We start from the raw sequence: 23176 nt of genomic DNA on the forward strand, positions 1-23176 counted from the left end.
CCGTTTCAGTGGGCGGCCGCTGCTGCGGCGCCGATCCCGGTTTCCGACCGCACCTGCTGGGCCAGGAAGCCGGCCCGGTCCACCCGTGCGCGCTGGCTCTTGTCCAGCACCGAGAACAGCCAGATGCCCACGAAGCCGATGGCCATCGAGAACAGCGCGGGCGAGGTGTAGGGGAACAACGCCGAGCCCTTGGGGTTGCCCAGGGTCGCTTCCCAGACCGAGGGCGAGACCACGGTGAGCGCCACCGAGGACACCAGGCCGAGGAAGCCGCCGATCACCGCGCCCTTGGTGGTGCAGTCTTTCCACAGCACGCTCATGAAGAGCACGGGGAAGTTGGCCGAGGCCGCGATGGCGAAGGCCAGCGAGACCATGAAGGCGATGTTCTGTTTTTCGAAAGCGATGCCCAGCACCACCGCGACGACACCCAGGCAGAGCGTGGTGATCTTGGACACGCGCAGCTCGGCGGCCGAATCGGCCTTGCCTTTCTTCAGCACCGTGGCATAGAGGTCGTGCGACACGGCCGAAGCACCCGAAAGCGTGAGGCCGGCCACCACGGCCAGGATGGTGGCGAAGGCCACGGCCGAGATGAAACCCAGGAACACGTTGCCACCCACGGCGCTGGCCAGGTGCACGGCCGCCATGTTGTTGCCGCCGAGCAGGCCGCCCTTGGCATCGAGGAACTGCGGGTTGGTCAGCACGAAGGTGATGGCGCCGAAGCCGATGATGAAGGTCAGCAGGTAGAAGTAGCCGATCCAGCCGGTGGCCCACATCACGGACTTGCGGGCTTCCTTGGCGCTGGGCACAGTGAAGAAGCGCATCAGGATGTGGGGCAGGCCGGCGGTGCCGAACATCAGCGCCATGCCGAAGCTGATGGCCGAGATCGGGTCCTTGACGAAGTTGCCCGGGCCCATGATGGACTGCCCGATGGATGCCGCGGCCTCGGCGACCTTGCCGTCCTTGAGCGCGAGATCGGTCTTGATCCTCACCGCCCCGGCGAACATGGCCTCGGGGCTGAAGCCGAAGTGCAGCAGCACCATGAAGGCCATGAAGGACGCGCCGCCGAGCAGCAGGCAGGCCTTGATGATCTGCACCCAGGTGGTGGCGGTCATGCCGCCGAAGAGCACGTAGACCATCATCAGCGCGCCCACGATCACCACGGCGACCCAGTACTCCAGGCCGAACAGCAGCTTGATCAGCTGCCCCGCGCCCACCATCTGCGCGATCAGGTAGAACGCGACCACCACCAGCGTGCCCGAGGCCGCGAAGATGCGGATGGGAGCCTGCTGGAAGCGGAACGCGGCCACGTCGGCGAAGGTGAACTTGCCCAGGTTGCGCAGGCGCTCGGCCATCAGGAAGGTGATGACGGGCCAGCCCACGAGGAAGCCGATGGAGTAGATCAAGCCGTCGAAGCCGGAGGCCATCACCGCCGCCGAGATGCCCAGGAAGGAGGCGGCCGACATGTAGTCGCCCGCGATGGCAAGGCCGTTCTGGAAGCCGGTGATGCCGCCACCGGCGGTGTAGAAGTCCGACGCGGAGCGGGTCTTGGCGGCGGCCCATTTGGTGATGTACAGCGTGCCCAGCACGAAGAGGCCGAACATGCCGATGGCCGTCCAGTTGGTGGCCTGCTTGTCGGCCTGGCCGAGATCGGCACCGGCGGCCCAGGCCGCGACGGACACGCTGGCCAGGGCCAGCAGGGTGAGCACGCGCCTCATTTCTGCACCGCCTTGACCACGGCGGCCGACAGCTCGTCGAACTCGGTGTTGGCGCGCCTGACGTAGACCGCGGTGATGACGATCGTGAAGACGATGACACCGAAGCCCAGCGGGATGCCGACGGTCATGACGCCGTCGCCCGTGAGTTGCGACAGCAAGGCCTTGTCAAAGGCGACCAGCAGGATGAAGCCGTAGTAGACGGCCATCATCGCCAGCGTGAGCCACCAGCCGAAGCGCGATCGTTTGGCCTTGAGTTGAAGGTAAGCGGGGTTGCTCGCGATCTGTTGAACCAGACTCTCGTCCATGCATGTCTCTCGGGTTGATTTCGGGTGACATGGAGCGTAGGACGTGGCACTTACGGAGCACTGACCCCTGGCTGACGCGGGGCTGACCCGCGCCTTGTTCCTGGCTTACTTCGGCTGTTCGGCCGGCGCGGGTGCGGCGGGCGCGGCAGGTGCCGCTGCCGGTGCTGCAGGAGCGGCCTGTTCGGTGTGCGGCGCATCCATGCCGTGCTTCTCGCCACCCATGTCGATGTCGCCACCTTTCATGAGCGCGAACAGGCTGATGGCGGCGAAGATGGCGAAGGCGATGAAGATCTTGATCATGTCTCGTGTACTGGTTGGCGTCTGCCGCGAGGGGCAGGGGAGGGCGGGAACGGGCAAGGCCCGTCGGCCCATTTTTCGGGCACTGGCTGACGTCTTTCTGACAGCGCCCGCGCCGGGCCCTCAGTACTCCAGGCGCTCGGGCCGGATCTCCTGCAGGATGGTGGTGGCGATTTCCTCGATCGACTTCGTGGTGGTCGAGAGCCAGCGGATGCCTTCGCGGCGCATCATGGCCTCGGCCTCGGCCACTTCCATGCGGCAGTTGTCGAGTTGCGCGTAGCGCGAGTTGGGCCGGCGCTCGTTGCGGATCTCGCTCAGCCGCTCGGGCGCGATCGTCAGACCGAAGATTTTCTTGCGGTGCGGCACCAGGGCAGGGGGCAGCTGGCGGCGCTCGAAGTCTTCCGGGATCAGCGGGTAGTTCGACGCCTTCAGGCCGTACTGCATCGCCAGGTAGAGCGAGGTCGGCGTCTTGCCGCTGCGGCTCACGCCGACCAGGATCACGTCCGAGCCCTCCAGGTCCTTGTGGCTCTGGCCGTCGTCATGGGCCAGCGAGAAATTGATGGCTTCGATGCGGTCGTGGTAGGCCTGGCTCTTGGAGGCGTCCGAGAAACGGCCCACGCGGTGGTTGGACTTGATGCCGAGTTCGTGTTCCAGGGGGGCGACGAAAGTGCCGAACATGTCCAGCAGCACCCCTTTGCACTGGGTGCGGAACACCGACAGCACGTCCATGTCGACCACCGTCGTGAACACCAGCGGGCGCTTGCCTTCGACGTCGGCGACATGGTTGATCTGGCGCACCGCCTGGTGCGCCTTGTCCACGCTGTCCAGGAAAGGCAGCCGGACCCGGCGCATGGTGGCCTCGAACTGGTTCAGGATAGCGTTGCCGAAGGTTTCGGCCGTGATGCCGGTGCCGTCCGAGATGAAGAAGACCGTTCGATTGGGCATGTGGGCCGCGTCCTTACAATGCTGGGTGTTGTGTCTGCGCCAGCCATTATCCTGCCGCAGGCGCCCCCGTATCTGCTTCCCTGCCCGGCGTCGGACCCACAACAGAACAACAGGTCGCCCCGCTGGCGCTTGGAACCCCGGTTTTTCAACCTTAGGAGCTTTCCCATGTCCCAGCTGTTTGGAGCGACCGATCTGGTCGTGCCGTTCGAAAAACTGCGAATGAGCGATGTCGAGTCCGTCGGCGGCAAAAATGCCAGCCTCGGCGAGATGATTTCGCAATTGCCCACCGGCGTGAAGGTGCCGACCGGTTTTGCCACCACGGCGCACGCCTTCCGCGAATTCCTCAAGCACGACGGCCTGACCGAGCGCATCAACGCCCGGCTGGACCAGTTGGACACCGAAGACGTGCGGGCCCTGGCCCAGGCCGGTGCCGAGATTCGCGCCATGGTCGAAAACCAGCCGTTCCCGGCCGACCTGGAAAAAGCGATCCGCGACGCCTTCGTGACCCTGAGCGCCGGCAACGCCAAGGCCTCGTTCGCGGTGCGCTCCTCGGCCACGGCCGAAGACCTGCCCGACGCCTCGTTCGCCGGCCAGCAGGAAACCTTCCTCAACGTGGTGGGCATCGAAGAGGTGCTGCACAAGATGAAGGAGGTGTTCGCCTCCCTCTACAACGACCGCGCCATCAGCTACCGCGTGCACAAGGGCTTCGCCCATGCCGACGTGGCGCTCTCCGCCGGCGTGCAGCGCATGGTGCGCTCCGACACCGGCGCGGCCGGCGTCATGTTTACCATCGACACCGAGAGCGGCTTTGAGGACGTGGTCTTCATCACCTCCAGCTACGGCCTGGGCGAAACGGTGGTGCAGGGCGCGGTGAACCCGGACGAGTTCTACGTGCACAAGCCCATGCTCAAGGCGGGCAAGCGCGCGCTGATCCGCCGCAACCTGGGCTCCAAGCTGATCCAGATGGTGTTCAGCACGCCCGAGGAAAAGGCCGCCAGCGGCAAGCTGGTGAAGACCATCGATGTGCCGGTGGAACAGCGCAACCGCTACAGCCTGTCCGATGCCGACGTCGAGCAGCTGGCGAAATACGCGCTGGTGATCGAGCAACACTATGGCCGCCCGATGGACATCGAGTGGGGCAAGGACGGCACCGACGGTCAGATCTACATCCTGCAGGCCCGGCCCGAGACGGTGAAGAGCCAGAGCGCCGGCAAGACCGAGGTGCGCTACAAGCTCAAAGGCAAGGGCGCCGTGCTGGCCAGCGGCCGTGCGATCGGCCAGAAGGTGGGCACCGGCCCCGTGCGCCTGGTGCACAACATCAGCGAGATGGACAAGGTGCAGCCCGGCGACGTGCTGGTGACCGACATGACCGACCCGAACTGGGAACCGGTGATGAAGCGCGCCAGCGCCATCGTGACCAACCGGGGCGGGCGCACCTGCCACGCCGCCATCATCGCGCGCGAGCTGGGCATCCCGGCCGTGGTGGGCTGCGGCGACGCGACCGACCTGCTCAAGGACGGCACGCTGGTCACGGTGAGCTGCGCCGAAGGCGACACCGGCAACATCTACGACGGCCTTCTCGAGACCGAGATCACCGAAGTGCAGCGCGGTGACATGCCGGCGCTGGACGTGAAGATCATGATGAACGTGGGCAATCCGCAGCTGGCCTTCGACTTCGCCCAGATTCCCAATGGCGGCGTGGGCCTGGCGCGACTGGAGTTCATCATCAACAACAACATCGGCGTGCACCCCAAGGCCATCCTCGACTACCCGAACGTCGACGCCGACCTGAAGAAGGCGGTGGAGTCCGTGGCCCGCGGCCACGCCTCGCCGCGCGCGTTCTACGTCGACAAGGTGGCCGAAGGCGTGGCCACGATCGCGGCGGCCTTCTGGCCCAAGCCCGTCATCGTTCGCCTGTCCGACTTCAAGAGCAACGAGTACCGCAAGCTGGTGGGCGGCTCGCGCTACGAACCCGAGGAAGAGAACCCGATGCTGGGCTTCCGCGGTGCGGCGCGCTACGTCAGCCACGAGTTCCGCGAAGCCTTCGCCATGGAGTGCGAGGCGCTCAAGCGCGTGCGCGAGGACATGGGTCTGACCAACGTGCAGGTGATGGTGCCCTTCGTGCGCACCCTGGCCCAGGCCGAGCGCGTGACCGGGCTGCTGGCCGAAAAGGGCCTGGCGCGCGGCGTGAACGACCTCAAGGTCATCATGATGTGCGAGATCCCCAGCAACGCGGTGCTGGCCAAGCAGTTTCTGCAGTTCTTCGACGGCTTCTCGATCGGCTCCAACGACCTGACGCAGCTCACGCTGGGTCTGGACCGCGACTCGGGCCTGGAGCTGCTGGCGCACGACTTCGACGAGCGCGATCCGGCCGTCAAGGCCATGCTGACCATGGCCATCGGCGCCTGCAAGGCCGAAGGCAAGTACGTGGGCATCTGCGGCCAGGGCCCCAGCGACCACCCCGATTTCGCCGAGTGGCTGCGCGACGAGGGCATCAGCTCGATCTCGCTCAACCCGGACAGCGTGATCGACACCTGGAAGCAGCTGGCCAAGGAGTGATCGCCTCGCTGCTGCGAGCAAATACCTAGGCGGCGCGAGCCGCCCGGGTGCGATGATCCGCTGATGTCCGAGCGCCCCACGACCGACGAACACGACCGCCGCGCCCTGGCGCTCAAGGCGGTGCTGTTGTCGGTCATGGTGCTGGCCTCGTTCGGCGTCTGCTTCTTCGCGCGCGAACTCAGCGTCGTCGTCATGGGCTGGCCGTTGCACTTCTGGATGGCGGCTCAGGGCGCGGTCCTGGTGTTCATCATCGTCGTGGTCGTCTACGCCAGTGTCATGAGCCGCCTGGAGGCCCAGGAGGCGCGCAACGGGGCGGGCGAGGCCGGTGATGACTGACGGCCCGGGCTACGCGGCCTACCAGCGCCGGCTGCACCGCATCCTGGCGTTCTACGTCCTGGCGCTGATCGCCTTCCTGCTGTTGATGGCGTGGGCCGAGCAGAGCGGCCTGTCCCGGCGTTGGCTGGGCCCCATCTTCCTGTTCTCCACGGTGATGATGTACGGCGGCATCGGCATCTACGGCCGCACCGCCGACCCCGAGGAGTACTACGTGGCGGGGCGGCGCATTCCGCCCGTCTACAACGGCATGGCCGCCGCCGCCGACTGGATGAGCGCGGCCTCCTTCATCAGCCTCGCGGGTGGGTTGTACCTGCAAGGCTTCGGCGGCACCGAGACGCAGGCCGGCGGGCTGGCCTATGTGCTGGGCTGGACCGGAGGCTTCTGCCTCGTGGCGCTGCTCATCGCGCCCCATCTGCGCAAGCTCAACCTGTACACGGTGCCGGACTACTTCAAGGAACGTTTCGGCGGGCGCTGGCCCCGGCGCATCGCGGCGTTTTCGGCCGTGCTGTGCTCCTTCACCTACGTGGTCGCGCAGATCTACGGCATCGGCCTGGTGGCCTCGCGACTGACCGGCGTGCAGTTCGAGATCGGGATCATGCTGGGCCTGGGTGGGGTGGTGCTGTGCTCGTTCCTGGGTGGCATGCGGGCCATCACCTGGACCCAGGTGGCGCAGTACATCATCCTGCTGCTCGCTTTCCTTATCCCGGTGTCCTGGCTGGCCTACAAGCAACTGGGCAACCCGCTGGCGCCGCTGGTGTACGGCGAGCAACTCGAGAAGATCGCCCAGCTCGAGCACGATCTGATGGCCTCGCCGGCCGAGAAGCAGGTGCAGGACGAGTTCGCGCGGCGCGCGCGCGAGTACGCGGTGTGGCTGCAGGACGTGGAGGGCACGCTCAAGCGCGAGCGGGTCGCCAAGCAGGAGCGCGTCCGCGCGCTCAAGTCCCAGAACGCCGACATGGAGCTGGTGGTCGCGGCCACGCGCGAACTGGCGGCCTTGCCTCCTGACGTGGCGACGGCGCGGGAACGGTGGACGCGTGCCATGCAGGAAAGCGAGGAGCGGTCCCGGCCACTGGGTGGGCTCATGCCGCACAGCCAGGCCTTCGCAGGCGATCCGGACGGCACGCCGGCCGAGCGCGAGACCTTCCAGTCCTCGCGCGCGAACTTCCTGGCCCTCATGTTCTGCCTGATGGTGGGCACGGCGGGGCTGCCGCATTTGCTCACGCGCTACTACACCACGCCATCGGTGGCGACCGCGCGTTCCTCGGTGGCGTGGTCGCTGTTCTTCATCACCCTGCTGTACCTGAGCGCGCCCGCGCTGGCGGTGCTGGTGAAGTATGAGGTGATGCAGAACGTGGTGGGCAGCAGTTTCGATGCCTTGCCGCCCTGGATCGCGCAGTGGTCGCGCATGGACGGTTCGCTGGTCTCGGTGAGCGACATCAATGGCGACGGCATCCTGCAGTTCAGCGAACTCCGCCTGGGTGCCGACGTGATCATGCTGGCCACGCCCGAGCTCGGGGGCATGCCCTATGTGGTCTCGGGCCTGGTGGCCGCCGGGGGGCTGGCGGCCGCGCTGTCGACCGCCGATGGCCTGCTGCTGACGATCAGCAATTCGCTGGTGCGCGACACCTACTGCCATGAGGTCAAACGCATCGTCACGCCCGAGCAGCGCGTGATCCTCTCCAAGTTCGCCTTGCTCAGCGTGGCCACGGTGGCCGCCTTCGTGGCCGCGCTCAAGCCTGCCGAGATCCTGCCGCTGGTGGCGTCCTCGTTCTCGCTGGCCGCGTCCGCCTTCGTGCCCGCCATGATCATGGGCATCTTCTGGTCGCGCACCACCGGCCCGGCCGCGGTGGCAGGCATGTTGATCGGCCTGGGCACCACGGTGCTCTACATGATGATCAATGCCCCCACCGTTCGCGCCTTCTTCGCCATGCCTGCGGGGCAAGACCTCTGGTTCGGCATCCAACCCCTGTCGGCGGGGGTCTTCGGTGTGCCGGTGGGCTTTGTGGTGATCGGTCTTCTGAGCTTGTTGCAGCGCCGCAAGGGCGCCAGCGCTTAGGGGTTTACACCAGTTCCAAGGGCGCTGGCGTGCCCAGGACACCCTCTGTCAGTTTCTTGTCAGACGCTCCTAAAACACTGCGATGGCATCTTGTGCCAGCCATCTAACTTAGGAGACTTCAACATCATGGCAACTTCGACGGCCAGTGCTTCTGCACCGATGACCAAGGAGGAGAGAAAGGTGATCTTCGCCTCTTCTCTAGGGACGGTTTTCGAGTGGTATGACTTCTATCTCTACGGCTCGCTCGCGGCCATCATCGCGCGCCAGTTCTTCTCCGGCCTGGATCCAACATCCGCCTACATCTTCGCCTTGCTGGCCTTCGCAGCGGGCTTCCTGGTGCGGCCGTTCGGTGCGATCTTCTTCGGCCGCCTGGGGGACATGATCGGGCGCAAGTACACCTTCCTGGTGACCATCCTGATCATGGGCGCGTCCACGTTCATCGTGGGCCTGCTGCCCAGCTACGCGTCCATCGGCCTGGCCGCTCCCGTCATCCTGATCATCCTGCGCATGCTGCAAGGCCTGGCGCTGGGTGGTGAGTACGGCGGTGCCGCGACCTATGTGGCCGAACACGCGCCGCACGGCAAACGAGGCGCCTACACGGCATGGATCCAGACCACGGCCACGCTGGGTCTGTTCCTGTCGCTGCTGGTGATTCTGGGCGTGCGCACCGCGATGGGCGACAAGGAGTTCGGCGAATGGGGCTGGCGCATTCCATTCCTGGTGTCCATCCTGCTGCTGGGCATTTCGGTCTGGATCCGCTTGAGCCTCAATGAGTCGCCGGCGTTCCAGAAGATGAAGTCCGAAGGCAAGACCTCCAAGGCGCCGCTGACCGAGTCCTTCGGCCAATGGAAGAACCTGAAGGTCGTGATCCTGGCGCTGCTCGGCCTGACCGCCGGCCAGGCCGTGGTCTGGTACACGGGGCAGTTCTACGCGCTGTTCTTCCTGACCACGATCGCCAAGGTGGACGCCACCACCGCCAACCTGTTGATCGCCGCCTCGCTGTTGATCGGTACGCCGTTCTTCATCTTCTTCGGCACGCTGTCCGACAAGATCGGCCGCAAGCCCATCATCATGGGCGGCTGCCTGATCGCAGCGCTGACCTACTTCACCGTCTTCCCGATGTTGCTCAACTACGCCAACCCGGCGCTGGTGGCGGCACAGCAGGCGAACAAGGTCACGGTGACGGCCGATCTGAAGGAGTGCTCGTTCCAGGGCAGCCCGATTGCACGCGACATCGATTTCCGCACCTCGTGCGACATCGCCAAGCGCGCACTCACGCAGGCGTACATCCCGTACACCAGCGTGCAGGGTCCGGCCGGTGCACCTGCGACGGTGACGCTGGGCGACAAGGTGCTGAACTCGCCAGTGGGCGTGCTCAACGAGAAGCGCGATGCGTTTGCGGCTGACAGCGCGAAGGCCATTGGCGACTTCCGCAAGGCACTGACCGACACCGCCAAGGCCGAAGGCCTGACCACCCCTGCGGATCCCGCCAAGATGAACAAGGGCATGGTCCTGCTGATCCTGGTGTTCCTGGTGATCCTGGTGACCATGGTGTACGGCCCGATCGCTGCCATGTTGGTCGAGATGTTCCCCACGCGCATCCGCTACACGTCGATGAGCCTGCCGTACCACATCGGCAACGGCTGGTTCGGCGGCTTGCTGCCCACCACGGCCTTCGCCATGGTGGCCGCGACCGGCGACATCTTCTACGGCCTCTGGTACCCAGTGATCGTGGCGACCGGCACGTTCATCATCGGCATGATCTTCATCCGCGAGACCAAGGACGTGGACATCTACGCCAAGGACTGAGGTTAAGCAGGGTCGCATCCGCCCGCAGGCGGGTGCGACTTTCTTCACAGAGCCCGCCCCGTGCGGGCTTTTTCATGGGCGCTCCGGTATGGATAAACCCCAATTCAAATGCCGCCAGTCGCATGTAAAGCTCGTTTCATCCAACTTCCGCGTTGAGTCATCCCGGTGACCGGTACAAACCACCCCCGGTGGAGCTTCCTCGAGAGAACCCATGAGCATTGTGAAAACCGAAACCGGCCTGCAGGTCATGAAAGACCGATCGGTGCCGCTGACGCCGCGACAACGGTCGGTCTTCATCCTCGTGGATGGCCGGCGTTCCATGGCGGAGTTGCTGGCGGCCTCGGCCGCCATGGGGGTATCCCAGGAAGACGTTGAGCACCTGTTCGCGCTCGGATTGATCACCGATTCGGCACCCAGGCCCTCGGCCGCGGAGCAGGCGGTGGCCGCGGCCCACGACGAAGTGCTCAAGGAGCACAACTCGCGCAGTCCGGTGCAGCGCTATCAGGATGCCTATCCCATCGCCACCCGGCTCACCGCCAGCCTGGGCTTGAGGGGGTTTCGCCTGAATCTGGCGGTGGAGGCCGCCGGCAACTACGAGCAACTGCTCGAACTGGCTCCCCGGATCCGCGAGGCCGTGGGCCCCGAGAAGTTCGTGCCCCTGGACAAGGCGCTGAACAACCGCTGAAGCAGTTGGGGTGCCGAAAAGCCGCGATTTGCTATAATCGTGAGCTTTTCGCCTTGCCACACCGCTTCCAGACGCGGCGGGTGGCTGAATCCCGCCGTGGCTTCCCACGGCTCATCCTCAAGGAGTGTCTATGCGTCACTATGAAATCGTTTTGCTGATCCATCCGGACCAAAGCGAACAGGTTCCGGCCATGCTGGAGCGTTACAAGGGCATGATCACCACCGGTGGTGGCAAGATCCACCGTGTTGAAGACTGGGGCCGCCGCCAGATGGCTTACCAGATCAACAAGCTGTCCAAGGCCCACTACCTGTGCGTCAACATCGAGGCCGATCAGGCCGTGATGTCCGAACTGGAACACGCGTTCAAGTTCAACGACGCCGTGCTGCGCCACCTCACCGTGCTGCGCAAGAAGGCCGACACCGGTCCGTCGGCCATGATGAAGTCGGTCGAGCGCGAAGAAGCCCGCAAGCTTCAACAGCCCGCCACGCACCAGTCGCAGGAGCAGGCCGCCGCCTAAGTCTGTGGCGCCAATCGTCATCGGGTGAACCGTCTTCAATTGTCCGCCGTGGTGGTGCAGGTGCAGAGCCTGCGTTACACACCGGCAGGCATCCCGGCCGTCAACCTCGTGCTTGAACACGAGTCCCAGGTCGTCGAGATGGACACCCCCAGACAGGTGAAATTGCAGCTGAGGGCCGTGGCCTTCGGTGCCCAGGCCGAAATCCTCTCCCGACAGGGCCTGGATGCGGTTTGCGAGTTTCACGGTTTCATGACGAATGCGCGCAATGGCAAAGGCGTGGTGTTCCACATCCAAGATTTCAGCAAAACATAGGAAGGCCCATCATGGCTGCACCCAAACGTTTCAACAAAGACAAGCGCCCGAAGCGCAACACCCAGTCGCTGCTCTTCAAGCGCAAGCGCTTCTGCCGCTTCACCGTGGCCAACGTCGAAGAAGTCGACTACAAGGACGTGGACGTCCTGCGTGACTTCATCGCCGAAAACGGCAAGATCATCCCCGCGCGCCTGACCGGCACCCGTGCCTTCTACCAGCGCCAGGTCAACACCGCCATCAAGCGCGCACGCTTCCTGGCCATGCTGCCCTACAGCGACCAGCACCGCGTCTGAAAGAGAGCCTGACATGCAAATCATCCTGCTCGACAAAGTGATCAACCTCGGCGCCCTCGGCGATGTGGTCAAGGTCAAAGAGGGCTATGCCCGCAACTTCCTGATCCCCACCGGCCGTGCCCGCCGTGCCACCCAGAGCGCCATCGCTGAATTCGAAGCCCGCCGTGCGGAACTCGAAAAGGTGGCGGCGGCCAAGCTGGCCGAAGCCCAGGCCCTGGGCGAGAAGCTCGCTGCCGTGACGGTCAAGCTGTCGCAAAAGGCCGGTGTGGACGGCCGCCTGTTCGGCTCCGTGACCAACCACGACGTGTCCGAAGAGCTGAACAAGCAAGGCTTCGCCGTGGCCAAGTCGCAAGTGCGCATGCCCAACGGCCCCCTCAAGAACGTGGGCGACTACACGGTCAGCGTCAACCTGCACACCGACGTGACGGTCGACGTCAACGTCTCGGTGCTCGGCGAAACCGCCTGAGTTCCGCGCAGCGTTCTGCAAAAGCCGCTGCCTTCGGGCAGCGGCTTTTTTTTGCCCGGCGCGGGCGGGTTATCCCGCCTTCTGCACGCGATTCACACCGGATTTCCACAGGGTTGTCCACCCCTGATCCATCCCCTGGGGCGTACCATCGCTCTTTAGCTGCGATACCTCCATGTCCACTGCCTTTTCCAGTCCCTTCCCCGACTTTGATGCGGGCTTTGAAGACCCCGTGGGGGATCGTCAGGTCGCCCAGTTGCGTGTGCCCCCGCATTCCATCGAAGCCGAATCCAGTGTGCTGGGCGGCCTGCTGCTCGACAACGGTGCGTGGGACCGTGTGGCCGACCTGATCAACGATTCCGATTTCTATCGCCACGAGCACCGGCTGACCTATTCTGCGATCGCGACCCTGGTCAACGGGAGCAAGCCTGCCGATGTGGTGACGGTGTTCGAGCACTTGCAGAACCTGGGCAAGGCCGAAGAGGCGGGCGGGTTGGCGTACCTCAACTCGCTTGCGCAGTACGTGCCGAGTGCGGCGAACATCCGCCGCTATGCCGAGATCGTGCGCGAGCGCGCGATCCTGCGCAAACTCGTGACCGCCAGTGATGAGATCGCGACCGCCGCTTTCAACCCACAAGGACGGCCAGTCGCCAAGATCCTGGACGAGGCCGAGCAGAAGGTCTTCAAGATCGGCGAGGAAGGCTCGCGGATGAAGGAGGGCTTCCAGAGCATGGACAAGCTCGTGGTAGACCTCCTGGACCGTGTGCAGGAGATGGCCGACAACCCGGCGGACGTGACGGGTGTTCCCACCGGGTTCATCGATCTGGACCGCATGACCTCGGGCCTGCAGGCGGGTGACCTCGTGGTGCTGGCGGCCCGACCCTCCATGGGCAAGACCGCGTTCGCGATCAACATCGCCGAGCACGTGGCCCTGAACGAAGGGCTGCCTGTGGCCGTGTTCTCCATGGAAATGGGCGCGTCGCAGCTGGCGGTGCGTGTGGTCGGCTCCATCGGCCGGATCAACCAGGGGCATCTGCGCACCGGCAAGCTCACCGACGACGAGTGGCCCCGCTTGACGGAGGCGATCGAAAAGCTGCGCACCGTGTCGCTGCACATCGATGAGACGCCGGGTCTCACGCCCAGCGAGCTGCGCGCCAATGCCCGTCGATTGGCCAGACAGTGCGGCAAGCTGGGCCTGATCGTGGTTGACTACCTGCAGCTCATGAGTGGCTCCGGCGCGTCCGGGGGCGACAACCGCGCCACCGAGCTGGGTGAAATCTCGCGGGGGTTGAAGATGCTGGCCAAGGAGCTGCAGTGCCCGGTGATCGCGCTCTCCCAGCTCAACCGGTCGGTCGAGCAGCGCACCGACAAGCGCCCCATGATGTCGGACTTGCGCGAGTCCGGTGCCATCGAGCAGGATGCGGACATCATCATGTTCATCTACCGCGACGAGTACTACAACCGCGAGAACTGCAAGGAGCCGGGCGTGGCCGAGATCATCATCGGCAAGCAGCGCAACGGCCCCACTGGCGTGGTGAAGCTGGCCTTCCTGAACATGCTCACCCGTTTCGAAAGCCTGGCAGGCGGTGGCATGGGCGGTGGCAGCGATTACTGACAACGGACGGCGCGCATGAAAAAACCCGGCCTTGGCCGGGTTTTTTCATGGCAAAAAGCCTTGAGGTCAGAGCACTTCGCTGGCGAAATCGGCCAGGCGCGAACGCTCGCCGCGCGCGAGCGTGATGTGTCCGCCATGCGGCCAGCCTTTGAAGCGATCGACTGCGTAGGTCAGGCCCGACGAACCTTCGGTCAGGTAGGGCGTGTCGATCTGTGCGAGGTTGCCCATGCAGATGATCTTCGTGCCCGGGCCGGCGCGGGTGATCAGCGTCTTCATCTGCTTGGGCGTCAGGTTCTGCGCCTCGTCGATGATCACGTACCGGTTCATGAAGGTGCGGCCGCGCATGAAGTTCATGCTCTTGACCTTGATGCGGCTGCGGATGAGCTCATTGGTGGCGGCGCGCCCCCACTCGCCGGCATTGCCGCCATCGCCCTTGGCCAGGAACTCGAGGTTGTCGTCGAGCGCACCCATCCAGGGACCCATCTTTTCCTCTTCGGTGCCCGGCAGGAAGCCGATGTCCTCACCCACGCTCACGGTGGCGCGCGTCATGATGATCTCGGTGTAGCGGCGGTCGTCGAGCACCTGGGTCAGGCCGCTGGCCAGCGCCATCAGCGTCTTGCCCGTGCCCGCGGTACCGGCCAGTGTGACGAAGTCAATCTCCGGGTCCATCAGCAGGTTGAGCGCGAAGTTCTGCTCGCGGTTGCGGCTGGTCACACCCCACACCGCATTTTTCAAATGGGTGTAGTCCTTCAGCGTTTTGAGCACCGCGGTCTTGTCGCGGATCTCGGTCACACGGGCGTACAGCGAGGGCTCGCCGGGCGCCTCGAAATACACGAACTGGTTGATGTAGAACTGGCCCACGGCAGGGCCGCTCACGCGGTAGAACGTGTGGCTGCCGCTCTGCCAGCTCTCGATGGTCTTGCTCTGGCGGGTCCAGAAGTCCTGGGGCAGGGCCAGTGCGCCGGCGTAGAGCAGTTCGCCGTCGTCCAGGGTCTTGTCGTTCTGGTAGTCCTCGGCGGCCAGGCCCAGCGCGCGCGCTTTAACCCGCATGTTGATGTCCTTCGACACCAGGATGACTTCGCGTTGCGGATACCGCTCGCGCAGGGCATGCACCACACCCAGGATCTGGTTGTCGGCCTTGCCCTGGGGCAGGCTGGAGGGCAGGGCGTTGTCCAGCGGTTCGGTCTGGAAGAACAGCAGGCCACGGGCCGACTGGTGGCCGGTGGCCGAGAGCTTGAGGCCCTTGGCCATGTCGCCACCTTGCTGGGCCACCAGGGCGTCGAGCGTGCGGCTGGTCTGGCGGCCGTTGCGGGCCACCTCGGTCATGCCTTTTTTGTGCCCATCGAGTTCTTCGAGCACGATCATGGGCAGGAAGATGTCGTGTTCCTCGAAGCGGAACAGGCTCATGGGGTCGTGCAGCAGGACGTTGGTGTCCAGCACGAACAGTCGCGCCGGCCCGTTGCCGGCCTTGCCTGCGGTGCGCCGGCGGTTGCTGGCCACCGGTGCCACGGGGGCCCGGGGTTCGGCGGGCGCCTCGGGGACGGGCTGGCGCACTTCGGGGGCTTTGGCCACCACCGGCGCAGGCGGGCGCACGGGTGCCTTCGGCACTTCGGCGCGTGCGCTGGCAGCTGTCATCGAGGGTTTTCGACCCCGCCCATGGCCCTTCGGCGCCGAGCCCGTCGGGGTGGCGGGTGCAACCGTTGCGGACGGTTCCAGGACAGGGTTCAAGTCCAGTGGCTCTTCGGCGGCTCGAAGGGAGTAGGCATCGGGGGCCAGCAGGGCTGCGCGTTTGGAGGGTGCGGGAGGCAGTGGCATGGAGGGCTAGTGGTGTCAGCGCGGGGCCGGAAAACAAAAAGCCGCCGGGAAAACCGGGCGGCTTTGAGAGCTGCGGAGCTTGTCGAAAGAGGGTGGGGCTGAAACGCTTCCCGTTGTCATGAATTCATTATGCACGAGTCGTGTGACCCGGAAATTCCTGCATCAGCGGGGTCCCACACTCCCTCGATCTGGGGTTCAGGGAGCCTTCTTGAGCGCCTTCACCGCTTTGAGCACGTCTTCCACGTGGCCAGGCACTTTCAGGCCGCGCCATTCCTGCTTGAGCACGCCATCCGGGCCGATCAGGAAGGTGCTGCGCTCGATGCCCTTGACCTTCTTGCCGTACATGATCTTGTTCTTCACCACGCCGAACATGTGGCACATCTTCTCTTCGGTGTCCGCGATCAGCTCGAAGGGCAGTTCGAGCTTGGTCTTGAAGTCATCGTGCGACTTCATGTTGTCACGCGACACGCCGAACACCTGCGCGCCGGCCTTGACGAAATCCTTGTATTTGTCGCGGAACTGCATGGCCTCGGTCGTGCAACCGGGGGTGTTGTCCTTGGGGTAGAAATACAGAACGATGGTCTGGCCAAGGTGGGTCTGGTTGCTGACCTTCACGCCACCGGTGGCCTGCGATTCAAATTCGGGAATGGGTTTGTTGACAACGACTGCCATACTGCGTGGACCCCTGACGTAAGTTGGTGGTGATTCGTTGGCTTCCCGGGTGCTTCACGGCATGCCCTGCACTGGACATGCAAAAGGGGGCCGTGGCAGGAAACAATCCGCTATTTTACCCTGATTGCGCCATTCCGTCACGGTTTGGCTGGAGCGGGGAACGGGGCGTTTCAGGTTTCGATCAAAAGCGCCGCCACGACGCGGCGGCCTTCGCCAGCCAGGATGTTGTAGGTGCGGCAGGCCGCGGCGGTGTCCATGGTTTCCACGCCGATGCGGCGCTCCATCAAACCCTGCAGCAGCGCGGGCCGCACGAAGCGCAACCGGGAGCCGCTGCCGAACACCACCAGTTCAGGTGCTTCTTGCATGACGCTGGCCAACTGCTCGAAGTGCGTGGCGGTGAGGTCTTCGAAGTGCTGGCATTCCCAGGGAATCAGCTGGCCCCCCGAGGCGAGCACGAGGCTGCCGGCGTGGCGCTGGCCGTTCACGGCGATCCACCCCTCGCCGTAGGAGGTGATGGACTGTGTGTCCAGCTTGTCGGCGTGAAGTTTCATGGGAAGGCAGCGGATCAGAAGGGCTGGGGATCTGTGGTCAAATTGCAGGTTTTCCCTGCTGAAGAGACCGAATATAACGCCCGGCGCACCTCGGCGGGGCATGTTGGTCATGACCCCACAACCCCCTCCGGAGGGCCTTTGAAAAGCATCCAGAAATCCGCCAAGCTTGCCAACGTCTGCTACGACATCCGCGGGCCCATCATGGACGCGGCGCGTCAGATGGAAGAGGAAGGCCACAAGATCATCAAGCTCAACATCGGCAACCTGGCGGTGTTCGGCTTCGATGCGCCGGAGGAGATTCAGCAGGACATGATCCGCAACCTGCCGAACTCGGCGGGTTATTCCGACAGCAAGGGCATCTTCGCGGCGCGCAAGGCGGTGATGCACGAAACGCAGAAGCAGGGCATCAAAGGCGTGGCCCTGGAAGACATCTACCTCGGCAACGGCGCGAGCGAACTCATCGTGATGGCGACCAACGCGCTGCTGGACAACGGTGACGAGCTGCTGCTGCCGGCACCGGACTACCCGCTGTGGACGGCCGCGGCCAGCCTGTCGGGCGGCACGCCGGTGCACTACATGTGCGAAGAGTCCAACGGCTGGATGCCGGACCTCGACGACATCCGCCGCAAGATCACGCCGGCGACCAAGGGCATCGTGGTGATCAACCCGAACAACCCCACGGGTGCGCTGTACTCTGACGATCTGCTCAAGGCCATCGTGGAACTCGCACGCGAGCACGGGCTGGTGATCTTCGCCGACGAGGTGTACGACAAGGTGCTGTACGACGGTGCCAAACACACGGCCATCGCCAGCTTGTCGGACGACGTGCTCACGCTGACCTTCAACTCGCTGTCCAAGAGCTACCGGTCGTGTGGCTACCGCGCGGGCTGGCTCGTGGTGTCGGGCAACAAGAAGCCCGCCAAGGACTACATCGAGGGCCTGAACATGCTCTCGAACATGCGCCTGTGCGCGAACGTGCCGGGCCAGTGGGCGATCCAGACCGCGCTGGGCGGGTACCAGAGCATCAATGACCTCGTGTGCGAAGGCGGTCGCCTGCGCCGCCAGCGCGACCTTGCCTACGAACTCATCACCGCCATTCCTGGCGTGAGCTGCGTCAAGCCCTCGGCCGCGCTCTACATGTTCCCCAAGCTCGACCCGAAGATGTACCCGGTCGAGGACGATCAGCAGATGTTCCTGGAACTGCTGCAGGAAACGCGCGTGATGCTGGTGCAGGGCACCGGGTTCAATTACCCGGACAACCAGCATTTCCGTATCGTGTTCCTGCCGCACGAGGACGACCTGCGCGAGGCCATCCACCGCGTGGCCAAGTTTTTCGAGGGCTGGCGAAAACGCCACGGCACCTGATTTTTCCGCTTCCCAACCATGACCGACATGAAACCGATCCAAGTAGGCCTCCTGGGCATAGGCACCGTAGGCAGTGGCACGTTCAACGTGCTCCAGCGCAACCAGGAAGAGATTCGCCGGCGCGCCGGTCGTGGCATTGAAATCACCATGGTGGCCGACCTGGACGTGGCCCGTGCGCAGGCCATCGTGGGTCCCGATGTGAAGGTCGTGAACGACGCCCGCGCCGTGATCGCCAACCCCGAGATCGACATCGTGATCGAGCTCATCGGCGGCTATGGCATCGCCAAGGCCCTGGTGATGGAGGCCATCGCTGCCGGCAAGCACGTGGTCACCGCGAACAAGGCCCTGCTGGCCGTGCATGGCACCGAAATCTTCGCGGCCGCTTCGGCCAAGGGCGTGATGGTGGCCTTCGAGGCCGCCGTGGCCGGTGGTATTCCCATCATCAAGGCGCTGCGCGAAGGTCTCACCGCCAACAGCATCCAGTGGATCGCCGGCATCATCAACGGCACGACCAACTTCATCCTCTCCGAGATGCGCGACAAGGGCCTGGACTTCGCCGTCGTGCTCCAGGAGGCGCAGCGCCTGGGCTACGCGGAGGCCGACCCGACCTTCGACATCGAAGGCGTGGACGCGGCGCACAAGGTCACGCTCATGAGCGCGATCGCCTTCGGCATTCCCGTGCAGTTCGACAAGGCCTACGTGGAAGGCATCACCCAGCTGGGCGCCACCGACATCAAGTACGCCGAACAGCTCGGCTACCGCATCAAGCTGCTGGGCATCACCAAGCGCACGGCGCAAGGCATCGAGCTGCGCGTGCACCCGAGCCTGGTGCCGAGCAAGCGCCTGATTGCCAACGTGGAAGGCGCGATGAACGCCGTGGTGGTCAACGGCGACGCCGTGGGCACCACGCTGTACTACGGCAAGGGCGCGGGCAGCGAGCCCACCGCCAGCGCCGTCATCGCCGACCTGGTGGACATCACCCGCCTGCACACGGCCGACCCCCACCACCGCGTGCCGCACCTGGCGTTCCAGCCCGACGCCTTGAGCGATCTCACCGTGCTGCCCATGAGCGAGGTGGTGACGAGCTACTACCTGCGCCTGCGCGTGGCCGACCAGGCCGGCGTGCTGGCCAAGGTCACCGGTTTGCTGGCCGGCGCCGGCATCAGCATCGATGCGGTGCTGCAGCGCGAGGCCGACGAGGTGAGCGGCGAAGGTGGCACCTCCACCGACCTCATCATCCTCACGCACGACACGCGCGAGGGCACCATGAACGACGCCCTGGCGCAACTGCAGACGCTGCCCACCGTGCTGGCGCCCATCGTGCGCATCCGCAAGGAAGAGCTCAACTGATGCGTTACCTCTCGACCCGCGGTCATGCCGACCGCAAGCGCTTCTGCGAAATCCTGCTGGAAGGCCTGGCGCCCGATGGTGGTCTCTACCTGCCCGAGCGTTACCCGCAGGTCGATGCCATCGCGCTGCAGCGCCTGCGTGAGTCGTTCAACGGCGGCCGGCCCGGGGGCTACGCCGCGCTGGCGTTCGAGATCCTGTCGCTCTATATCGACGACATTCCCGCCGCCGACCTGCGTGCGCTCTGCGAGAAGACCTACACCGAAGCGGTCTTCGGCACGCCGCAGATCGTGCCGCTGAAGAAGCTCGAAGACGGCTTCTACCTCGAAGCCTTGTCCAACGGCCCCACGCTGGCCTTCAAGGACATGGCGATGCAGTTGCTCGGCAACCTGTTCGAGTACGAACTGGCGCGCCGCGGTGAAGAGCTCAACATCCTGGGCGCGACCTCCGGCGACACCGGCAGCGCGGCCGAGTACGCCATGCGCGGCAAGCACGGCGTGCGCGTGTTCATGCTCAGCCCGCACGGGCGAATGAGCCCGTTCCAGCAGGCGCAGATGTTCAGCCTGATGGATGAGAACATCCACAACATCGCGATCGAAGGCGTGTTCGACGATTGCCAGGACATCGTCAAGGACGTCAGCAACGACCTCGCGTTCAAGCGCGCCTACAAGATCGGCACCGTCAACTCGATCAACTGGGCCCGCCTGCTGGCCCAGGTGGTCTACTACTTCGCCGGCTATTTCCAGGCCACCACGAAGGACACCGAGCAGGTCTCTTTCACCGTGCCCAGCGGCAACTTCGGCAACGTGTGCGCGGGCCATGTGGCGCGCCAGATGGGCCTGCCGATCCGCACGCTGGTGGTCGCCACCAACGAGAACGACGTGCTCGACGAGTTCTTCCGCACCGGCGTGTACCGCGTGCGCGGCAGCGCCGACACGCACGAGACCTCCAGCCCGTCGATGGACATTTCCAAGGCCAGCAACTTCGAGCGCTTCGTGTTCGACCTGCTCGGGCGCGACGGCGATCGCGTCAAGGCCTTCTTCGGTGAAGGCCTGTCGCGCGAGGGTCGCTTCGACCTGAGCACCGACCCGGTGTTCGCCGAGGCCGCGAGCCACTATGGTTTTCGCAGCGGCAAGAGCACGCATGCCGACCGGCTCGACACGATTCGCGACGTGCACCGGCGCCACCGCCTGATGATAGACACCCACACCGCCGACGGTGTGAAGGTGGCGCGCGAACACCGTGAAGCCGGCACCCCCATGGTGGTGCTGGAGACCGCGCTGCCCATCAAGTTCGCCGAAACCATTGTCGAAGCCCTGGGCCGCCAGCCCGATCGCCCGGCGCAGTTCCAGGGGATCGAAGACCTGCCCAAGCGGGTGAAGGTCATGCCGGCCCGCACCGCCGACGTGCAGGCCTTCATCGCCCAGCACTGCGCCCGCGCATGAAGGTGGTCGGATTCGCGGGCTACTCCGGATCCGGCAAGACCACGCTGGTCGAACAACTGATTCCCGCGCTGCAACTGCGCGGGCAGCGCGTTTCGGTGGTCAAGCACGCCCACCACGATTTCGACATTGACCACCCGGGCAAGGACACCTGGCGCCACCGCGAGGCTGGCGCCTTCGAGGTGCTGGCCGCCTCGCCCCGGCGGCTGGTGATCATGCGCGAGCTGCAGGATCGCGTGGTGCACTCGGTGCACAGCCTCATCGCCGAGCTGCACCCCGCCGTGGACTGGGTGCTGGTCGAGGGTTTCAAGGACAGCGACCTCGCCAAGGTCGAGGTCTGGCGCGAGGCCCATGGCAAGCCGGTGCGTTACCCCGCCGACGATCGCGTCGTTGCCGTCGTGACCGACAGCCCGAATGCCTTGCCGGCACCCACCCCACGCACGGTGCTGGATTTGAACCGTCCCGATGACGTGGCGCTCTGGTTGCTCGACAATGCAGACCGCTTCGCCTACCAGGCCCATCCGCCTTCCAAGACGCCATGAACGCCTCCCAACCTTCCGCACGCGCACCGCTGATGTCGCTGGCCGACGCCATGACCGACCTGCTGGGCCGTGTCGAGGCGCTGAGCGCGACCGAGACCGTCGCCACGTTCGATGCCGACCGCCGGGTGCTCGCGCAAGACCTGGTTTCGGCCCTGCAGGTGCCGCCGAACGACAACTCGTCCATGGACGGCTACGCGGTGCGCGTGGCCGATGTGACCGAGCCGGGCCAGGTGCTGCGTGTGAGCCAGCGCATCGCCGCAGGCCATGTGGGCCAGCCCCTGGAGCCGGGCACCTGTGCGCGCATCTTCACCGGCGCACCCATGCCCGCCGGGGCCGATGCCGTGGTGATGCAGGAAGACACCATCGAGGTGGGGGGCGACATCCACGCCGTGCACATCCAGGCGGTGCCCGAGGTGGGCCAGTGGGTGCGCCGCGCGGGCGAAGACGTGACGCGCGGTGCCGTGGTGCTCGCCCGGGGCGAGCGGCTCTCGCCCTCGAGCCTGGGTCTGGCCGCGAGCCTGGGCCTGGCGCACCTGCTGGTGAACGCGCGGCCGCGCGTGGCGCTGTTCTCCACCGGCGACGAACTCGTGATGCCCGGCGAGGTGCCGCCCGAAGCCATGAAGCCGGGCGCGATCTACAACTCCAACCGGTTCTTCCTGCGCACGCTGCTCCAGCGCATGGGCTGCGAGGTGAGCGACCTCGGCATCGTGCCCGACCGGCGTGAGGCCACGCTGGCCGCGCTCAAGACCGCGGCCGACCACCACGACCTGATCCTTACCAGCGGTGGTGTGTCGGTGGGCGAGGAAGACCACATCAAGCCTTCGGTGCAAAAGCTCGGCAGCCTGGACTTGTGGCAGATCGGCATGAAGCCGGGCAAGCCCTTCGCCTATGGCACGGTGCGGCGCGATGGTGGCGCGGGTGCAGCCACTGGCGAGGCCTGCCATTTCATTGGCCTGCCGGGCAACCCGGTGTCCAGCTTCGTCACCTTCCTGTTGCTGGTTCGGCCCTTCCTGCTCAAGCTGCAAGGCGTGCCGGCCAACCGCTTCCAGGCACTGCCTGCGGCCATCACGCTGCCGGCGCATTTCACGGTGGCGCGTGCCGACAAGCGCCGCGAATTCCTGCGCGTGCGCCGCAACGCCGCGGGCGGGCTCGACCTGTTCCCCAACCAGAGCTCGGGTGTGCTGACGTCCGCGGTCTGGGGTGATGGCCTGGTCGACAACCCGGCCGGCACCACCATCGCCCACGGTGACCCCGTGTCCTATCTCTCGTTCGCGGATCTGCTTGCATGAAAGTCCAACTGCGCTATTTCGCCGCCATCCGTGAGGCCGTGGGCACCGGCAGCGAAACCCTGGACACGCAGGCCACCACGCTCTCGGCCTTGCGCGCCGAGCTCGTGGCGCGCGGGGGCGCGTACGCGGACGTGCTGGCGCCGGGCCGGGCGGTGCGTGTGGCCCTGAACCAGGCCATGAGCGAAGAGTCCGCGCCACTCACCGAGGGCGCCGAGGTCGGGTTCTTTCCGCCCGTCACGGGTGGTTGAA

23 protein-coding genes are annotated in these 23176 nt (G+C 65.2%); 16 read left to right on the forward strand and 7 right to left on the reverse strand.

What is annotated here, in order from left to right:
* Nucleotides 1-5: 5 nt before the first annotated feature.
* The 4 genes from ACODTB_RS02070 to ppsR form a co-directional block, all read right to left on the reverse strand.
* Nucleotides 6-1712 carry a cation acetate symporter gene (locus ACODTB_RS02070; protein ID WP_291111408.1) on the reverse strand — a complete coding sequence of 569 codons (1707 nt, stop codon included), beginning with the start codon at nucleotides 1710-1712 and terminating at the stop codon, nucleotides 6-8.
* Nucleotides 1709-2017 carry a DUF485 domain-containing protein gene (locus ACODTB_RS02075; RefSeq protein WP_291111407.1) on the reverse strand — a complete coding sequence of 103 codons (309 nt, stop codon included), beginning with the start codon at nucleotides 2015-2017 and terminating at the stop codon, nucleotides 1709-1711. Before ACODTB_RS02075 ends, ACODTB_RS02070 begins: the two co-directional genes overlap by 4 nt.
* 105 nt (nucleotides 2018-2122) lie before the next feature.
* Complete coding sequence (locus ACODTB_RS02080) at nucleotides 2123-2317, reverse strand: hypothetical protein (protein WP_291111405.1); 195 nt, start codon at nucleotides 2315-2317, stop codon at nucleotides 2123-2125.
* 120 nt (nucleotides 2318-2437) lie between these two features.
* Entirely contained in the window at nucleotides 2438-3259 is an 822-nt protein-coding gene (gene ppsR / locus ACODTB_RS02085; protein ID WP_291111404.1) for a posphoenolpyruvate synthetase regulatory kinase/phosphorylase PpsR, read from the reverse strand.
* Nucleotides 3260-3424: 165 nt separating this feature from the next.
* Between ppsR and ppsA the strand changes: the two genes are divergently transcribed.
* From ppsA to dnaB, 10 genes are all read left to right on the forward strand, one after another.
* The gene (gene ppsA, locus ACODTB_RS02090; protein ID WP_291111403.1) at nucleotides 3425-5818 is read left to right on the forward strand and encodes a phosphoenolpyruvate synthase; all 2394 of its coding nucleotides are present in this window, start codon (nucleotides 3425-3427) and stop codon (nucleotides 5816-5818) included.
* A 63-nt stretch (nucleotides 5819-5881) separates the two neighbouring features.
* Nucleotides 5882-6154 (forward strand): DUF4212 domain-containing protein, encoded by a 273-nt coding sequence (locus ACODTB_RS02095; protein WP_291111402.1) that lies wholly within the window; start codon nucleotides 5882-5884, stop codon nucleotides 6152-6154.
* Nucleotides 6147-8210, forward strand: a complete 2064-nt coding sequence (locus ACODTB_RS02100) for a VC_2705 family sodium/solute symporter (RefSeq protein WP_291111401.1) — start codon at nucleotides 6147-6149, stop codon at nucleotides 8208-8210. Before ACODTB_RS02095 ends, ACODTB_RS02100 begins: the two co-directional genes overlap by 8 nt.
* 126 nt (nucleotides 8211-8336) lie before the next feature.
* Nucleotides 8337-10019, forward strand: coding sequence for an MFS transporter (locus tag ACODTB_RS02105; RefSeq protein ID WP_291111400.1), 1683 nt, complete (start codon nucleotides 8337-8339; stop codon nucleotides 10017-10019).
* Between the two features lie 211 nt (nucleotides 10020-10230).
* The gene (locus ACODTB_RS02110) at nucleotides 10231-10704 is read left to right on the forward strand and encodes a hypothetical protein (protein ID WP_291111399.1); all 474 of its coding nucleotides are present in this window, start codon (nucleotides 10231-10233) and stop codon (nucleotides 10702-10704) included.
* 130 nt (nucleotides 10705-10834) lie between these two features.
* Nucleotides 10835-11221: a 30S ribosomal protein S6 gene (gene rpsF / locus ACODTB_RS02115; protein ID WP_291111398.1), complete on the forward strand. Its 387-nt coding sequence runs from the start codon at nucleotides 10835-10837 to the stop codon at nucleotides 11219-11221.
* Nucleotides 11222-11260: 39 nt separating this feature from the next.
* Nucleotides 11261-11533: a primosomal replication protein N gene (gene priB, locus ACODTB_RS02120; protein WP_291111395.1), complete on the forward strand. Its 273-nt coding sequence runs from the start codon at nucleotides 11261-11263 to the stop codon at nucleotides 11531-11533.
* Between the two features lie 11 nt (nucleotides 11534-11544).
* On the forward strand, nucleotides 11545-11826 hold the full coding sequence (gene rpsR / locus ACODTB_RS02125; protein WP_068166407.1) for a 30S ribosomal protein S18: 282 nt from the start codon (nucleotides 11545-11547) through the stop codon (nucleotides 11824-11826).
* A gap of 13 nt (nucleotides 11827-11839) precedes the next feature.
* Entirely contained in the window at nucleotides 11840-12292 is a 453-nt protein-coding gene (rplI, locus tag ACODTB_RS02130; protein ID WP_382156962.1) for a 50S ribosomal protein L9, read from the forward strand.
* A gap of 172 nt (nucleotides 12293-12464) precedes the next feature.
* On the forward strand, nucleotides 12465-13904 hold the full coding sequence (gene dnaB, locus ACODTB_RS02135; RefSeq protein WP_291111389.1) for a replicative DNA helicase: 1440 nt from the start codon (nucleotides 12465-12467) through the stop codon (nucleotides 13902-13904).
* A 66-nt stretch (nucleotides 13905-13970) separates the two neighbouring features.
* Here the strand turns inward: dnaB and ACODTB_RS02140 are convergent, their stop codons facing one another.
* The 3 genes from ACODTB_RS02140 to ACODTB_RS02150 all read right to left on the reverse strand — a co-directional run bounded on the left by ACODTB_RS02140 (nucleotide 13971) and on the right by ACODTB_RS02150 (nucleotide 16942).
* Nucleotides 13971-15719, reverse strand: coding sequence for a PhoH family protein (locus ACODTB_RS02140; protein WP_291111387.1), 1749 nt, complete (start codon nucleotides 15717-15719; stop codon nucleotides 13971-13973).
* Between the two features lie 195 nt (nucleotides 15720-15914).
* Entirely contained in the window at nucleotides 15915-16391 is a 477-nt protein-coding gene (locus ACODTB_RS02145; protein ID WP_291111385.1) for a peroxiredoxin, read from the reverse strand.
* A gap of 170 nt (nucleotides 16392-16561) precedes the next feature.
* Entirely contained in the window at nucleotides 16562-16942 is a 381-nt protein-coding gene (locus tag ACODTB_RS02150) for an Mth938-like domain-containing protein (RefSeq protein ID WP_291111383.1), read from the reverse strand.
* A 138-nt stretch (nucleotides 16943-17080) separates the two neighbouring features.
* On the opposite strand from ACODTB_RS02150, the gene ACODTB_RS02155 reads away from it, so the two are divergent.
* Genes ACODTB_RS02155 through moaD form a run of 6 tightly spaced genes read left to right on the forward strand, consistent with a single transcriptional unit; the run spans nucleotide 17081 to nucleotide 23175 of the window.
* Nucleotides 17081-18307: a pyridoxal phosphate-dependent aminotransferase gene (locus ACODTB_RS02155; protein WP_291111382.1), complete on the forward strand. Its 1227-nt coding sequence runs from the start codon at nucleotides 17081-17083 to the stop codon at nucleotides 18305-18307.
* A 27-nt stretch (nucleotides 18308-18334) separates the two neighbouring features.
* Nucleotides 18335-19657 (forward strand): homoserine dehydrogenase, encoded by a 1323-nt coding sequence (locus ACODTB_RS02160; protein ID WP_291111380.1) that lies wholly within the window; start codon nucleotides 18335-18337, stop codon nucleotides 19655-19657.
* Nucleotides 19657-21099: a threonine synthase gene (gene thrC, locus ACODTB_RS02165; RefSeq protein WP_291111379.1), complete on the forward strand. Its 1443-nt coding sequence runs from the start codon at nucleotides 19657-19659 to the stop codon at nucleotides 21097-21099. Before ACODTB_RS02160 ends, thrC begins: the two co-directional genes overlap by 1 nt.
* Entirely contained in the window at nucleotides 21096-21638 is a 543-nt protein-coding gene (gene mobB / locus ACODTB_RS02170) for a molybdopterin-guanine dinucleotide biosynthesis protein B (protein ID WP_291111378.1), read from the forward strand. Before thrC ends, mobB begins: the two co-directional genes overlap by 4 nt.
* Nucleotides 21635-22927, forward strand: a complete 1293-nt coding sequence (locus ACODTB_RS02175) for a molybdopterin molybdotransferase MoeA (protein WP_291111376.1) — start codon at nucleotides 21635-21637, stop codon at nucleotides 22925-22927. Before mobB ends, ACODTB_RS02175 begins: the two co-directional genes overlap by 4 nt.
* Nucleotides 22924-23175, forward strand: coding sequence for a molybdopterin converting factor subunit 1 (gene moaD, locus ACODTB_RS02180; protein ID WP_291111374.1), 252 nt, complete (start codon nucleotides 22924-22926; stop codon nucleotides 23173-23175). Before ACODTB_RS02175 ends, moaD begins: the two co-directional genes overlap by 4 nt.
* Nucleotide 23176 lies beyond the last annotated feature (1 nt).

The organism is Hydrogenophaga sp. FG152, assembly GCF_057809615.1.